We start from the raw sequence: 15142 nt of genomic DNA, 5'->3' as shown, positions 1-15142 counted from the left end.
CTCCAGCCTGGCCGACTTTCACGAGATTCGCCGACAAGTTTCCGATATGTGACTAAGCCGCCGCTGAGCTGCTCTTTCATTTCCGTTACGGCTCCGCCCACCCCGGCGCCGCCCGCCGTCGTCCCACCGCACCGCATCCGGCGCCGAGCACGCGGCCAGGGGCCCGCCGCGACGACGGAGCCTCCACGTCAACCGCGGCCCATCACGACCACGGATCGCGCCCGCGGACCATCGGGGGCCGCCGGATTGTGCGCGGGAACGTCAGCCGGCGGACTTCGCGGCGGCCGCCGTGGCCAGCAGTTCCTCGGCGTGGGCGCGGCCGAGCTCGGAGTCCTCCATGCCGGCCAGCATGCGGGCGAGCTCGCGTTTGCGGGCCTCGCGGTCGAGGGTGACCACGCCGCTGCGCACCACGCTGCCGTCGCTGTCCTTCTCGACCACCAGGTGCTGGTCGGCGAAGGCCGCAACCTGGGGCAGGTGGGTGACCACGATGACCTGGGCGGTGCGGGCCAGCTTGGCCAGCCGCCGCCCGATCTCCACGGCCGCCTTGCCGCCGACGCCCGCGTCGACCTCGTCGAAGACGAACGTCGGCACCGGGTCGGCGCCGGCGAACACGACCTCGATGGCGAGCATGACGCGGCTGAGCTCGCCCCCCGACGCGCCCTTGTTCAGCGGCAGCGGCGGGGACGCCGGGTGGGGGGCCATGCGCAGCTCGACCTCGTCGACCCCCGTCGGGCCGAAGTCGCCGCTCGAATCGATGACGACGGCGACCCGGGCGTGGGGCATGGCCAGCGCGGTCAGTTCCTCGGTCACCGCGACCGCGAAACGTTCGGCGGCGGCCTCGCGGATGCGGGTCAGCTCACCGGCCAGCTCGCCGAGCCGGGTGGTCAGCTCCTCGTGTTCGCGGGTGAGCTCGCCGATGCGGTCGTCGTCGCCGTCGAGCTCGCCGACGCGGACGGCCGCCCGCTCGGCCCAGGCCAGCACCTCGCCGACGTCGGCGCCGTATTTGCGGGTCAGCCCGTTGAGCTGGGAGCGGCGTTCGTGGACGATCGACAGGCGCTGGGGGTCGGCCTCGACCGACTCGGCGTAGGCGGCCAGCTCGGTCGCGACGTCGTTGAGCAGGTAGCCGGCCTCGGCCAGCCGTTCGGCCAGACCGGCAAGCGCGGGGTCGTAGTCGCGGGCCGACTCGACGGCCGACCGCGCCTGCCCGATGAGCGACACCGCGTCGGGCGCCGCCTCCGGCCCCGACATCGGGTCGCCCAGCAGCGCGGTGTGGGCGGTCGTCGCGGCCGTGCGGAGGGTGTCGGCGTGGGTGAGGCGCTCGGCCTCCTCCTTCAGCTCGGCGTCTTCGCCGGGCAGGGGGGCGACCTTCTCGATCTCCTCCAGGCCGAACCGCAGCACGTCGGCCTCCTGCGCGCGTTCGCGGGCCCTGCCGGTCAGCTCGGCGAGCAGGTCGCCGACCTGCTTGTGGCGCTTGTAGGCCTGCTCGTAGGCGCGCAGCGGCTTGACCAGCTCGTCTCCGGCGTAGCGGTCGAGTGCGGCGCGCTGGCGGCCGGGCTGGAGCAGCCGCTGCTGGTCCATCTGCCCGTGGACGGCCACCAGGTCGTCGGCCAGGAACGTCAGCGTGCCGACCGGGACGGTGCGGCCGCCGAGCCAGGCCCGCGACCGGCCCTCGGAGGAGACGGTGCGGGAGATGATGAGCTCGCCGCCGTCGACCTCGCCGCCGATGTCGAACACCTGCTGGGCGGCCCGGCCGGCCGGGTCGACGATGAGCGTGCCCTCGACGGTCGCCTTGTCGGCCCCCGGCCGGACCCGCGCGGGGTCGGCCCGGCCGCCGAACAGCAGCCCCAGGCCGGTCACCACCATGGTCTTGCCGGCGCCCGTCTCACCCGTGACAACGGTGAAACCGGGTGACAACTCGAGGACGGCCTCGTCGATGACACCCAGTCCCTGGATGCGGACCTCCTCGACCCTCGGCCGCACTGGTCCCTCCCGTTCAACGTCAATGTCGCAAGCGATCCTACGCGCAACTCGCCAAGATTTTCGAGTCGCTCAGACCTCAGGCGGGCCTGGCGCGGCCGCGCCATCCCTCCACCGGCAGGCCGAACTTGGCGACCAACCGGTCGGTGAACGGCACGCCCGTGGAGTCGACGCCGAGCATGCGCGCCAGGCGTACCGGATGGGTGCCCTTGCGGACCTCCACCCGCGCGCCCGGCGGCAGGTCGAAGCGGCGGCGGCCGTCGCACCACAACACGCCCGCGTGGGTCGTCGACAACAACTCGATCGCGATCGAGCTGGTCGGGGCCACCACGAGGGGCCGCGCGAACAGCGCGTGGGCGCTGTTGGGCACCACCAGCAGCGCCTCGACCTGAGGCCACACGACGGGCCCGCCGGCGGAGAACGCGTAGGCGGTCGACCCGGTCGACGTGGCGCAGATGACGCCGTCGCAGCCCCAGCGGGACAGCGGATGCCCGTCGATCTCCGCCACGACCTCCAGCATGCGGTCGCGCTTCTCCACCGACGCCTCGTTGAGCGCCCACGTGCGCGCCAGCACGGTGCCGTTGCGGACGGTCACGTCGAGGGTCATGCGCTCCTCGACCTCGAACCGCCCGTCGACGACCCGGTCGACGACGACGTGGAGGTCCTCCACCTCGGCCTCGGCGAGGAACCCGACGTGCCCGAGGTTGACGCCCAGCAGCGGCACGCCCGTGGGCCGGGAGATCTCGGCGGCCCGCAGGAGCGTTCCGTCGCCGCCCAGGACGATGATGATCTCGGCGCCGAAGGCGGCCCGCTCGTCGGCCGGCACGACCTCGACGCCCGACCGGGCCACCTCGTCGGCCTCGTCGGCCAGGACCCGGACCCTCAGCCCCTCCTTGAGCAGGCGGTCGATGACCAGCCGGGCGCTCTCGACGGCGGCGTCACGCCCGGTGTGCGTGGTGATCAGGACCGATCGGCTGTCACTCATCGTGGCCCCTCCTCGACGGCACGGGCGACGGCGGCGGCCACGTCGGCGACCGCCTCGTGACCGGAACCCTTCCCCAGCCGGATCAGGTATTCCACATTGCCCGAAGGACCCGGCAGCGGACTGGCCGTCACCCCCTTGACCGTGAGCCCCAGCCGCTGCGCCGCCGCCGCGGCCTCGCGCACCGCCTCGGCCCGCAGCTCCGGGTCGCGGACGACCCCTCCGGCCCCCACCCGTTCCTTCCCCACCTCGAACTGGGGCTTGACCAGCATGACGAGCTCCCCGCCCTCGGCCAGGCAGGCGGTCAGCGCGGGCAGCACCAGCCGCAGCGAGATGAACGACAGGTCGCCGACGACGAGCGTGGGCGGCTCCCCGACCATCTCGGGGGTGAGGTCGCGGACGTTCACCCGCTCCATCACGGTGACCCGCTCGTCGGTCCGCAGCGACCAGGCGAGCTGCCCGTAGCCGACGTCGACCGCCAGCACGTGGGCGGCCCCGCGCCGCAGCAGCACGTCGGTGAACCCGCCGGTCGACGCGCCCGCGTCGAGGCAGCGCCGCCCCGTGACGTCGAGGTCGGCGAAGACGTCGAGGGCGCCGATGAGCTTGTGCGCCCCCCGGGAGACGTAGTCGGGCCCCTCGGGGGCCTCGGCGACCACGATCGGGGCGGCGGTGTCGACCTGCGTGGCCGCTTTGGAGGCGGGCCGGCCACCGATGGTGACCCGGCCCGCCTCGATGAGCTGGGCGGCCTGCTCCCGCGAGCGGGCCAGTTTGCGCCGCACCAGCTCACTGTCGAGACGGCGGCGCTGACTCAACGGTCACCCCTGGCGAGGGACGTGGTGGGGGGATTATCGATCACGGGCGGTCGTCCACAGCGGCAAGGGTCTCCTCCAACGTGCCGAGCACCTGCTCGTACACCTCCACATGAGCCGCCACCGGCGCCTCCGCGAGCCGTTCGACGGCGGCGCGCACCGCCGTCTCCGGATCGGCCTCGGCGCCGGGCGGTCGGGTGCCGGCCGGGACAACGGCCGGCACCACGTTGATTGTCGGGGTCGCCATGACATCAGCCGGCGAACCGGCATCCGCGGACACAGCGGCCTGCACCGGCACGACGGCTTCCCCACCGCCGGCCGAGTTCATCTCGGTCATGCGCCCCCTCCGGTGTCAGATACGCGGCCCTTGCCCGAAACGCCTCACGAGGCACCCGAAACAAGGCTCCCGAACACGGGCCTCAGACGCTCCGCCGCCTTGACGGTAGCGGACCGGGCCGACGACGTCGCCCGCCGCCCACCCGGCGGCGCTACGACTTCTTGCCGGCCTTCTTCCCCGGCTTCTTGGCGAGCGCCTTCTTCGCGGACTTCTTCCCGCCCTTGCCGGGCGCGGTCGAGGCCGGCGCCTTGGCCGCCACGACGCTCGCCGCGTGCGAGGCCGCCCGGGAGACGGCGTGCGCCGGCGTGCGCGCCGTCCCGACGGCGTGCGCCATGCGCGCGGCCATCTTCTCGGCCCGCGCGCCCCGGGTGGACCCGGTGGCCTTGACGATCCGCGCGGCGGCCTTCTCGGCCGTGGCGATCCGGTTCCCGGCGGCGGACGCGCTCTTGCGAGCGGCCGTGGTACGAGTGGCTGTGGACCCCTTGCGAGCGGCCGAGGCCTTGCGCACCGAACCGGCCGAGGCGGACCGGGAGGCCGACGCCTTCCGAGCCGAACCCGCCGACCGGGAAGCCGACGCCTTACCCGCGGAACCGGACGCCTTACGCGCGGAACCCGCCGACGTGGCGGCCGACGCCCGGCGAGCCGAACCGGCCGACGTGGAAGCCGACGACCTACGCGCGGAACCCGCCGACGTGGAAGCCGACGACCGCCGGGCCGAGCCGGCCGACGTCTTGGCGGAACCGGCCGTCCGGGAGGTCGACGCCCGACGGACCGAACCCGTCGCCGACGCACCCGAACGGGACGACGACGCCCGGCGCGCGGACGCGGAGCCCGACGCCGTCCGCGACGACGCCGCGGCGCCGTTGAGACCGGCCCTGGACCGCGACGCGGCGGTGCGGGCGGTCGTGGCCTTCCGCGCCGTCCCGGAACGAGCCGCCGACGTCCGGCGGGCCGGAGACCCCGAGGCGGCCGCCTTGGCCGTCCGCTTGGCCGCCGACGTCTTCGCGCCGGTCGTCTTCGTGGCGCTCGACGCGGCCTTGCCGGTGATGGCGGAGATGGTCCGCTCGGCCTTGGCCGCCATCCCGGACACCCGGGCCGACACCCCCCGGGACGTCCGCGCCGAGGCCGCCTTCGCGCGGGTGGACGTGCGCGAGCGCGACCCGTTGGCCCGGTCGGCCGGTTTCAGACGTCCCTGCAGCTCGCGGACCTGCGACCGCAGCCGGTCGACCTCGTCCTTGCGCGCGAGGTCGAACGCCCCGAGCACCTGGTCGGCCCCCGACCGGACGTACTCCTGGATCCCCTTCGACGACCGGGACGACCGGGACGACGACCGGGACGAGCCCCGCCGCGACTTCGCGGACCGCGACGAGTCCGTGTCGAGCAGGTCGATGACGGCGGCGCGAGCGCTGCTCGTGGCCGTCTCGGTGAGCGACGTGGCCATCTGTACGATGCCACGCAGCGTGTGGAACACCATGCGAACCCCCTTGTCACCTGACACGCCCCCACGTGTCAGATTTCGCGTAGTACTCAGGTTGAACGCTACCGTCCGTTGGTAGATGGGCATTTGACCGGTCCTGGCTTAAGGGGGATGACGCATGGCGACGATCGAAGAATGCCGTGCCGCATTGGACAAATTGGGTGAGCAGTTCCACGAGATCAGCGACGAGGACCGCGCCAAACATGTCGTCGAGCGCCGGCTCCAATGCCGCATCTCCGACCTGAACGTCACCTTCTACGGCCGCATTCACCGCGAAGGCCTCGACCCCTTCACCGAGATCCCCCCGGCCGACGGCCGCCCGGCCGAAGTGAAACTCACCCTGGGCAGCGAAGACCTCATCGCCCTCGTCAACGGCGAACTCGACATGGCCCGAGCCCTTTTCGGCGGCAGAGTCAAAATCGACGCGAGCCTGGGCGACCTCCTCCGCCTCCGCCGCCTCCTCTGAACCCCCGTTCGACCTCACCCCGAACGTCCGACGCGGTGGTCCGCGATACGGCCCAGACCACCCAACCGACGGCCGGTCCGTGACAACCCGCACCCGGACGCCGATCACGAAACCGCCCCCACACAGCACCCCCACCTGGCTGGAGACTTTCCGACCCTTCGTCCACGAGTGGTCCGTTATGTGACTCAGGCCACCCCACCGATGGCCGGCCCTCAACAGCAGGGACCAGACCCCCGGCCAGCAAACCGGCCCAACACGACACCGCCGCCTGGCTGGAGACCTCTCGCCCTCTCGTTCACGAGTGGTCCGTGATGCGACCCAGGCCCCACCGACGACCGGTCCCCAAACAACCCGGACAGGCACCGGTCACAAACGCACCCCAACACGGCGCCCCGCCTGGCTGGAGACCTCCCGCTCCTCGTTCACGAGTGGTTTGTGATACGACCCACGCCACCCCACCGACGACCGGCCCTCAACAACCCGGACCAGACCCAGTCACCAAACCGGCCCAACACGGCGCCCCCGCCTGGCTGGGGACCTCCCGCCCCCTTTGATTTCGACAGGACAACGGCCCATCACGGGGATGGCCGTGACGACAGCGCGTGGAATTCACATCGAAGCCGCCGCTGAACAGAGCCTCCGAGAGAACCGTCACCCTGCTCCGAAGTGCACACGTCGGAAACCAGCCCGCCTGCGCAGCCGACCGAACAACGCCTCGCCACCACGCAACACATGACGGCCAGACCCCAAGAGGACCGCACGGGCGGCGCCACGTAATCGATGCACCTGGACCATCCGAAGGACCTCCTGCACCCTGCAAAGCACCACGTAATCGATCACCTGGACTCCTGCAAGCACTATGTACTCGATGCTCCTGCACCACGTGGCCAAAGCCAGGCCGGGCTTCGCGATGACCAGCGGCGTCTTCCCCCACCGACGGGTTGTCGGGCCCGATCAGCGCCGGGCGGACCCGCTGCCGCAGCAGCGTCAGCCGGCCGGACGCCGGCCATGACCCCGCAGGCCCCACCGCACCTCCGAACTACACGTGGCCGGTCGCCGCGGCCGGCCCTGGGCGATCCACGTTGCTCCGCTGACGCTTCCAGTCCCCACTGACCGCCAGGACAAGGCGCCAAGGACTCCCGAATTCCACCGTCGCTTCCATTCAGTTCTCGTAACTCGAACTCCGCGACTCACGCATTCTGATCACCATGTGGCGACAGGCCCTTCGGAAAGGTTTGAAGTCCCAAAGGCCCCAACAAAAACGGACCGGCTTTGGAGAGACCATTCACAGCCGCCCCGCACGGCAGCCACGTTAGGCCACCGTGCGAACACGATGTCTCTCAAACCGAATCCCAGCCCGAACGACTCCGCCAATACGACGCCATTCCCGCACCCGCGAACACAACCGACCCGACTCAGCGCATCAACAAGCCACAAGAAGGCACCACAAGCCGAGAAGTCGGCCCCCCGCCCGGCAAGCAAGCGCGGCCCAAGCCCTCAACGGACGCCGTTCCGGCAAACCGACGGGCACCCCGGCAAAGGCCCCCGTCATCACCACGGCCACCCGCGAAGGAACTCGGGAACGACATCCTGCTGTGGAGGCACCGACCGCCGACGGCAGCGGCAAGGCGACGCTGCTCGACCGGTCGGACAGCCCGGCCCGAGGCTCTAGCCGAAGGCCCGAAGCGCCGGCTTGACGGCGTCCTCCTCCGCTCGCCCGTCCCCCACCCCGGCCCACGTGGCAGCACAAGCCGCCCGCAAGGCGTCGATCGACTCCCCGCTTCCGGACAGCCGCAACCGCCCGCCCTCCCACGAGGCCACCCATCCACCACACGCGAACCCGTCTTGAGTGGCGCGCGCGGAAGCGGCGGGCTGGTGCAACCCGGACAGATCGGCCGACACGTGGGTGGGCCGATGGACCGGCTCGGCCGTCAGCAGGTCGAGCGGCGTGGCCACCCCGGTCAGCACCAGCAGGCTGTCGACCCCGGCCCGGTTGGCGCCCTCGATGTCGGTGTCGAGCCGGTCGCCCACGATCAACGGCCGTTGCGCCTCGGTGCGGATCATCGACTCCCGATGCAGCGGAGGCTCCGGTTTCCCCGCCACCACCGGACTGACCCCCGTGGCGGCCTGAATGACCTTCAGCATCGACCCGTTACCGGGCATTTCGCCCCGATCGGTCGGCATCGTGCTGTCGTGGTTGGCCCCCACGAACCAGGCCCCGCCCCGCACCGCCAGCGTCCCCTCGCTGAGCAGCCCGTAGGAGAGCCCGTCCCAGATGCCCTGGACGACCGCCGCCGGACCCTCCAGCGCGGTCGTCACCGGCCGCAGCCCGTGAGCGCGCAGGGCCGACCGCAGTCCCATCCCGCCCACGACGAGCACGGCCGACCCGGCGGGCACGTGTTCGGCCACCAGCCGGGCGGCGGCCTGCGCGGAGGTCACCACGTCGTCGGGCGACGCGGGCACCCCCAGGTGGGTCAGGTGTTCGGCGATCGCCGCCGGGGTGCGGGAGGCGTTGTTCGTGACGTAGGCCAGGCGTACGCCCCGCTCCCGGGCCAGGGCCAGCGCCTCCGGTGCGCCCGGGACGGCGTGCCGTCCCAGGTAGACCACACCGTCGAGGTCGAGGAGCAGGGTGTCGTACGCGTCGAGCAGGTGGTTCACGCGCGCCTCGCGCGCAGGGTCGCCCGGATCTGGGTGAGGGCGGAGACGTAGTGTCGTTCGTCGGGACGCATCGCGACAGCGACGGCCAGGGGTTCCTGGGCGCCTTCGATGTCGCCGGTTCGCCAAAGTGCCATACCGAGACCGTAGTAGGCGTAGTCTTCGGCCGGGTTCGCGTCCACGATCCAGCGGAAGCTGGTGGCCGCCTCCTCGTACCGGCGTGAGTTGAACTGGGCCCGAGCCAGTCCTTCGCGGATGCTCCGAGCATCGGGTTCGGCGTCGGCCGCGCGCTCCAGGAGCGCCGCGGCGGCAGCGGGGCTGCCCTCCTGGAGGAGCTTCATGCCGCGCTGGTACCACTCGTATACGTCGCCCGACGGGCTGCCGGACGTATCGCCCACTCCATTCTGATCATGCCGTGTCACGCAATGGCCTCCTGCTTCCGATTTCGGTTCCAACCGGGCACCGCGGCAGTGGGGAGTCCGGGCCTTTATGGCAGCATGCCCGATATGGAGAGATCTGAACGGGCGGGACTGGTGCTGCGCCCGTTCCGTGGCGTGCGCTACACGGCCGACGATCTGAGCGCTCTGACCTCGCCGCCCTACGACCTCATCTCCCCCGCCGAGGCCCGTCGGCTCGCTGACGCCCATCCGAACAACGTGGTCCGCCTGATCCTTCCCGGCCCCGGCCACTACACCGAGGCCCGCGACACCCTGGCCGCCTGGCTCAGCGCGGGAATCCTGGCCGCCGACGAGCAACCCGCCCTCTATGTGTACGAACAGAGCGGCCCCACCTTCGTCCAGCGCGGCCTGATCGGCGCCGTGGGCGTCGGCTCCGACGCCGTCCTCCCCCACGAGAACGTCATGCCCGGCCCCGTGGCCGACCGCCTGGCCCTCATGCGCACCACCGAGGCCAACCTCGAACCCATCTTCCTCCTGTACGCCGGCGGCGGCCCCGCCACCGCCCTCGTCGAGGAGACCGCCGCGACCAAACCCCCTCTGGTGGACGTCAACCTGAGCGAACACACCAGGCACCGCCTCTGGGCGATCACCGACCCCGGCGCCCTCGACAAGATCGCCGAAGACCTGGCCGACCACCGCGCCATGATCGCCGACGGCCACCACCGCTACGCCACCTACCAGGAGCTCCAGGCCGAACACGACGAACCCGGCCCCTGGGACGGCGGCCTCGCCTACCTGGTCGACTCGACGGCCTACCCTCCGGACCTGAAGGCGATCCACCGCGTGATCCCCGGCCTCCCCCTGAGTGAGGCCGTCGCCCGCGCCAAGGGCTCCTGGCAGGTCGCCGACCACCCCCACCTGGACGAGGCCCTCGCCGCCCTGGCCGACGCGGACTCCCCCGCCTATGTCATCACCGCAGGCCAGACGGCCCACCTCCTGACCCACCCCGACCCCCTCCAGCTGAACCTGGCCATGCCGAAAGACCGCTCGCCCCGCTGGCGCTCCCTGGTCACAGCCGTTTTGAACGAGTTCCTCCTCCCGAAGGTGTGGGGCATCGAGGACGACGAACAGAACGTCCAGATCGTCCACCACGACCACACCACCGCCGCCCGCCTGGCCCACGAGTCCAACGGCACAGCGGTCCTGATGCGCCCACTGGACGCGTCGGACGTCTTCGCCGTGGCCGAAGAGGGCGAACGAGTGCCCAGAAAGTCGACATCGTTCAGCCCGAAACCCGCCACGGGCCTGGTCCTGAGAACCTTCGCCACCGGCTGACCAGTTCGCCGAAACCGCCTCACGGACCGACCCGCCGGGCGGCTTCCCTTCATAGCGGCAAACCACTTCCCGGAAACGTCCCGCGGCCACCCGCCTGGCGACTTCGCTTAGCCCGCAGCTGCCCATGGCAAGGAACCGCCCCGCAGGCCGGGCCAGCGAGCGAAGTCGCCCCGCGATCCGGTGGGCGACCCCCAGCCGACAAACCGAACTTGCGAACGAGCGGAACTCGCAAGGATACGCAGGCCAGAAGGCCTCACCACACCTCAGCGGCAGCATCGAATCGCCCGGCCGCCCAAACCCGCCGTCAGCCTCACCCCGGCGGTGTCTCCTCATCCCCCGCACTGGCGCGATGGGCCAAGCGCACCGAGCGGGCCTCGACCTCGAAGGCGCTCCCGCCGCGCCACCAGCGGCGGCGTAGCGCGCCCTGGACCTCCACCACGTCGTCGACGGTCAGGCCCGTCAGGGCGTCGCGGACCATCGGGTCGTAGGTCACGCATTCGATGGCGTCGGCGCGGCCCTTCTCGTTGTCGGGGGTGGGGCGGCGGACGGCCAGGCGCCATTGGGTCAGTTCGGTGCCGCTGGGCAGCCGGCGGGCCTCCGGGGCCTTGGACAGACGGCCGACCAGGATGACCTCGTTGTGGTGGGCGGGCACGCTCACCATTTGATCAACTGACATGTGATCCCCTTCTCTCGGGCACCACTGTCGGTGACTATGCTGCTGGACCGGCTGTTCGAGCCCCGTTCTGTGAGAACCCGTTCTCGCTCTGAGGTGAGCTGTGGAAAACGTGACCCCGCTCGGCGGAGACGTGTACGAAATCGACACGAGGCTGGCCGGACATGCCGGAATCACCGCCGGATATCTGATCCTTGGCGATCGACCGTGCCTGGTGGAGACGGGTACGTCGACCTCGGCGCCGGTCGTCCGCGACGCGTTGGCCTCACTCGGAGTCGGAGCCGGTGATCTCGCGACGGTCGTCGTGACGCACATCCATCTCGACCACGCGGGCGGAGTGGGCGACATCGCCGGAATGTTCCCGGCTGCGGAGATCGTCGTACACGAGAAGGGGGCCCGGCATCTGGCCGATCCGTCCCGGCTGATGTCCAGTGCCCGGATGGTCTGGGGTGAGCGGCTCGACACCCTCTTCGGCATGCTGAAGCCGACCGACGCGACCCGGATCCGGGCGCTCGGCGACACCGGGGCCATCGACCTGGGCAACGGCAGGCGGCTGACCAGCCATTACTCACCCGGTCACGCGAAGCACCACGTCGGGCTGGTCGACTCGCTAACGGGTGATCTGTACGTCGGGGACGCCGCCGGGGTGTACATCCCGGACACCGGGGACGTGCGGCCGTCCACGCCTCCGCCGGATTTCGACCTCGAGACGGCGTTGGCGTCGATCGCCCTCTTCGAAGCGCTCGGGCCGCAGCGGCTGCTGTTCAGCCACTACGGCCCGGTCGACGAAGTCGGATCGATTCTGGAGCGATCCGCCGAGGAACTACTGATCTGGGTCGATCTGGCCAAGCAGGCCAAGGGCGAGCAGCTCGACCTCGACCACGCCGTGGCGATGGTCGACCAGCGCACCCGTGACCGTTATGCCCGGCCCGCTCCCGGCGACAAGGCCGCTGAGCACATCGAGATGCTCAGCGGCACCGAGCCGAACCTGGCGGGCATCATGCACTGGCTCGACCGCCCGAAGACCTGATCAGGCCTCCGGCTTGTCCGCCGGACCGTCGAGGACGTCGCCGTAGTCCGGTTCGATGAACGCCGGACCGAACCCGGCCTCCTCGGCGGGCTTGTCGGCCCCGGCCTTCACCGGGGCGGCGGCCTGCTTCTCGACGGGTTCCTCGTCGAGGTCCTCGTCGTCGTCGAAGTCGTCCTCCTCCTCGGCGGAGGCGTTCTCCGGGGACTCCTCGTCGAGGTCGTCGTCCTCATCGGAGTCGTCCTCGGCCGAGGCGGACTCGGGGGACTCCTCGTCGAGATCGTCGTCGTCCGAGGCGTCGTCCGAGGCGTCGTCGGCGAAGTCGTCGTCGAAGTCGCCCTCGTCCTCCTCGATGTCCTCGATCACCGCGCCGGTCAGTTCGGCGTAGCGCTCGGCCGCGTCGGTCTCGCCGTCCTCGTCGAAGGAGGCGGCCCGGCCGAACCAGTCGGCGGCGGCGCTCGCGTGGCCGGCCGCCGCGAGGGCGTCGGCGTAGGCGAAGGCCAGGCGGGCCGACCACTCGCGGGGCTGCGGGTCGCGCAGTTCCGTCAGGCGCTGGAGGGTCACGACGGCCGCGTCGAGCTGGCCCAGGTCGCGCCGGGCGCCCGATTCGACGATGGCCAGTTCGATCTTGCCCGCCCGGTCGAGCTTCTCGGCCTCCTTGGACTTGACCAGGTCGAGCGCACGCTCCGGCCGGCCCATGCCGCGCTCGCAGTCGGCCATGATCGGGAGGAACGCCTCAGACCCGGTCATCCGCCGGGCGGCCCGCAGGTCGCTGAGCGCCTCGGCGTACTGCCCCGCGTGGTAGGCGGCGATGCCCACCGCCTCCCGGACCACGCCGATGCGTCCGGCGAACCGGCGCGCGACCTTGGCGTGCTCGTAGGCCTTCTCGGCGTCCTCGGCCGCCAGGGCGCGCGTCGCCGCGACCAGGTGCTTGGCCACCAGCTCGGCCAGGTCGCCCGGCAGCGACTTCAGCTCGCCACGGGCCTCGCGGTCGAGCTCCTCCGCGGTGATGTCCGCCTCGAGCTCGGGCAGCACCTCGCGCTCGCGCCGCGGCTCGTCCTCCCGCCCATAGCGGGTACGGCTACCTCCCCGGTCGTCACCGAACGACCGCTGCGGCCGGTCACCACCGTCCTGGAAGCTGCGGCGCGGCCGGTCGTCCCGGTCGCCGGAGGGCCGGCGGTCACGGTCCTGGAAAGGCCGCTGCGGCCGGTCGTCCCGGTCGCCGGAGGGCCGGCGGTCACGGTCCTGGAAAGGCCGCTGCGGCCGGTCGCCCCGGTCCTGGAACGACCGCTGGGGCCGGTCGTCCCTGTTCTGGTACGACCGCTGCGGGCGGTCGCCACCCCGGAACCGGTCCCGGTCACCGTAAACAGGGCGCTCGTCGCGGTTCTGGGAACCCCGCCGGTCGTCACGGTCGCCGAACGACCGCTGCGGCCGGTCATCCCGGTTCTGGTACGACCGCTGCGGGCGATCGTCACCGAACGACCGACGCGGCCGGTCGTCGCGGTCGCCGTAGGAGCGCTGGGGACGGTCGCCCCGGTCCTGGAACGGCCGGGACTGCCGGTCGTCACGATCGCCGTAGGACCGCTGCGGACGGTCACCACGATCCTGGAAAGGCCGCTGGGGACGGTCGCCCCGGTCCTGGAAACCACGACGGTCATCGCGGTCCTGGAAGGGACGCTGCGGACGGTCGCCACGATCGTTGAAGGACCTCTGGGGACGGTCACCCCGATCCTGGAACGACCGCTGCGGGCGGTCACCCCGGTCCTGGAAGGGACGCTGGGGTCGGTCGCCACGGTCACCGAAGGACCGCTGCGGCCGGTCATCCCGGTCGCCATACGACCGCTGCGGCCGGTCACCACGGTCGTTGAAGGGGCGCTGGGGACGGTCGCCACGGTCCTGGTAGGGACGCTGAGGCCGGTCACCGCGATCACCGAAAGACCGCTGCGGCCGGTCACCTCGGTCGTTGAAGGGGCGCTGGGGACGATCGCCCCGGTCGCTGAAAGGCCGCTGCGGCCGGTCACCGCGGTCGCTGAAAGGCCGCTGGGGACGGTCGCCACGGTCCTGGAAGGGACGCTGGGGGCGGTCACCCCGATCGTTGAACGACCTCTGGGGACGGTCACCGCGATCACCGAAAGACCGCTGCGGCCGGTCACCACGGTCGTTGAAAGGCCGCTGGGGGCGGTCACCACGGTCGCCGAACGAGCGCTGCGGGCGATCGCCACGGTCACCACGATCGCTGAAAGGCCGCTGGGGACGATCGCCACGGTCTCCGAAGGACCGCTGCGAGCGGTCACCGCGGTCGTTGAAGGGGCGCTGGGGGCGGTCGTCGCGGTTCTGGAAGCCGCGCCGGTCGTCGCGGTCGCCGTAGGAACGCTGGGGGCGGTCGTCGCGGTCGCCGGACGACCGCGGGGGGCGGGAGTCGCGTACTCCGTAGCGGCCGCCGAAGCCACCGCCGCCGCTGACCTCGTCGCGGTCGCGGTAGCCGCCGCGGCTGTTCGCGCGGAAGGGGCGGTTGCCCCGGTCGTTCGGGCCGTCTACCTGGCCGCCTCTGCCGTCGGCACCGCCGCGGCCATACCTGTCGCCGTCCCGGCCGCCGGCCGGTCGGTCGTTTCGCTCATCGCCACGGCCCGCGCCGTCACGCCCGTCTTCTCTGTTCACTTTGATCCTCTGTTGCTCCACCGCGTACGGATCTACGTCTCTGGCTGCGAGGCGGGTGCGCGGTATGGGCACTGTTAGGGGTCGCGTATTCCTCTGACGCGACGAAGGCCACCCGTTCGTCAGGGTGGCCCGGCTACGCCAGCCTAGCAAGTCTTCGCAGGTGATGCGGACCTGCCCGGAAATGACGAAAGCCCGACCAGTACTGGTCGGGCTTTCGTATGAAGATTGTCCGGCGGTGTCCTACTCTCCCACACCGTCCCCGGTGCAGTACCATCGGCGCTGGAGGGCTTAACTTCCGGGTTCGGAATGTAACCGGGTGTTTCCCCTCCGCCATAACCGCCGTAACTC

Annotated in this window: 14 protein-coding genes and 1 rRNA gene; 5 read left to right on the top strand and 10 right to left on the bottom strand. The window is 71.4% G+C overall.

Features of this window, described 5'->3' with window-relative positions; translation table 11 throughout:
* Positions 1-261 precede the first annotated feature (261 nt).
* From recN to QSK34_RS23770, 5 genes are all read right to left on the bottom strand, one after another.
* Entirely contained in the window at positions 262-1980 is a 1719-nt protein-coding gene (recN, locus tag QSK34_RS23790) for a DNA repair protein RecN (RefSeq protein ID WP_285586764.1), read from the bottom strand.
* A gap of 76 nt (positions 1981-2056) precedes the next feature.
* Positions 2057-2962, bottom strand: a complete 906-nt coding sequence (locus tag QSK34_RS23785) for an NAD kinase (protein ID WP_161483072.1) — start codon at positions 2960-2962, stop codon at positions 2057-2059.
* Positions 2959-3771: a TlyA family RNA methyltransferase gene (locus tag QSK34_RS23780; protein WP_285586762.1), complete on the bottom strand. Its 813-nt coding sequence runs from the start codon at positions 3769-3771 to the stop codon at positions 2959-2961. The genes QSK34_RS23785 and QSK34_RS23780 overlap by 4 nt, the downstream gene beginning before the upstream one ends.
* A 40-nt stretch (positions 3772-3811) precedes the next feature.
* Positions 3812-4105, bottom strand: coding sequence for a hypothetical protein (locus QSK34_RS23775; protein ID WP_285586760.1), 294 nt, complete (start codon positions 4103-4105; stop codon positions 3812-3814).
* Between the two features lie 151 nt (positions 4106-4256).
* A complete protein-coding gene (locus tag QSK34_RS23770) occupies positions 4257-4439 on the bottom strand; it encodes a hypothetical protein (RefSeq protein WP_285586758.1) in 183 nt (60 codons plus the stop codon).
* Positions 4440-4482: 43 nt separating this feature from the next.
* On the opposite strand from QSK34_RS23770, the gene QSK34_RS23765 reads away from it, so the two are divergent.
* Together QSK34_RS23765 and QSK34_RS23760 are read left to right on the top strand one after the other, a co-directional pair.
* Complete coding sequence (locus QSK34_RS23765; protein WP_285586756.1) at positions 4483-5661, top strand: hypothetical protein; 1179 nt, start codon at positions 4483-4485, stop codon at positions 5659-5661.
* Between the two features lie 39 nt (positions 5662-5700).
* On the top strand, positions 5701-6048 hold the full coding sequence (locus QSK34_RS23760) for an SCP2 sterol-binding domain-containing protein (RefSeq protein WP_161483068.1): 348 nt from the start codon (positions 5701-5703) through the stop codon (positions 6046-6048).
* A 1668-nt stretch (positions 6049-7716) separates the two neighbouring features.
* Here the strand turns inward: QSK34_RS23760 and QSK34_RS23755 are convergent.
* Together QSK34_RS23755 and QSK34_RS23750 are read right to left on the bottom strand one after the other, a co-directional pair.
* Entirely contained in the window at positions 7717-8706 is a 990-nt protein-coding gene (locus QSK34_RS23755) for an HAD-IIA family hydrolase (RefSeq protein WP_285586749.1), read from the bottom strand.
* A complete protein-coding gene (locus tag QSK34_RS23750; protein WP_156045452.1) occupies positions 8703-9044 on the bottom strand; it encodes a tetratricopeptide repeat protein in 342 nt (113 codons plus the stop codon). The genes QSK34_RS23755 and QSK34_RS23750 overlap by 4 nt, the downstream gene beginning before the upstream one ends.
* A gap of 165 nt (positions 9045-9209) precedes the next feature.
* Between QSK34_RS23750 and QSK34_RS23745 the strand changes: the two genes are divergently transcribed.
* Entirely contained in the window at positions 9210-10436 is a 1227-nt protein-coding gene (locus tag QSK34_RS23745; RefSeq protein ID WP_285586745.1) for a DUF1015 family protein, read from the top strand.
* 310 nt (positions 10437-10746) lie between these two features.
* On the opposite strand, the gene QSK34_RS23740 is transcribed toward QSK34_RS23745, so the two are convergent.
* The gene (locus QSK34_RS23740; RefSeq protein WP_285586743.1) at positions 10747-11112 is read right to left on the bottom strand and encodes a single-stranded DNA-binding protein; all 366 of its coding nucleotides are present in this window, start codon (positions 11110-11112) and stop codon (positions 10747-10749) included.
* A gap of 100 nt (positions 11113-11212) precedes the next feature.
* Between QSK34_RS23740 and QSK34_RS23735 the strand changes: the two genes are divergently transcribed.
* Positions 11213-12139 (top strand): MBL fold metallo-hydrolase, encoded by a 927-nt coding sequence (locus QSK34_RS23735; RefSeq protein WP_285586741.1) that lies wholly within the window; start codon positions 11213-11215, stop codon positions 12137-12139.
* On the opposite strand, the gene QSK34_RS23730 is transcribed toward QSK34_RS23735, so the two are convergent.
* Positions 12140-13171, bottom strand: coding sequence for a tetratricopeptide repeat protein (locus tag QSK34_RS23730; RefSeq protein ID WP_285586739.1), 1032 nt, complete (start codon positions 13169-13171; stop codon positions 12140-12142). It lies immediately after the preceding gene.
* On the opposite strand from QSK34_RS23730, the gene QSK34_RS23725 reads away from it, so the two are divergent.
* Positions 13064-14872: a hypothetical protein gene (locus QSK34_RS23725; protein WP_285586737.1), complete on the top strand. Its 1809-nt coding sequence runs from the start codon at positions 13064-13066 to the stop codon at positions 14870-14872. The genes QSK34_RS23730 and QSK34_RS23725 overlap by 108 nt on opposite strands.
* A gap of 149 nt (positions 14873-15021) precedes the next feature.
* Here QSK34_RS23725 and rrf read toward each other — a convergent pair.
* Positions 15022-15138, bottom strand: a 5S ribosomal RNA gene (gene rrf / locus QSK34_RS23720).
* Positions 15139-15142: the final 4 nt, after the last annotated feature.

Origin of the sequence: Herbidospora sp. NBRC 101105, from assembly GCF_030269205.1 — a bacterium.
Taxonomy (GTDB): Bacteria; Actinomycetota; Actinomycetes; order Streptosporangiales; family Streptosporangiaceae; genus Herbidospora; species Herbidospora solisilvae.
This window is presented reverse-complemented; position numbering and strand designations above follow the sequence as displayed.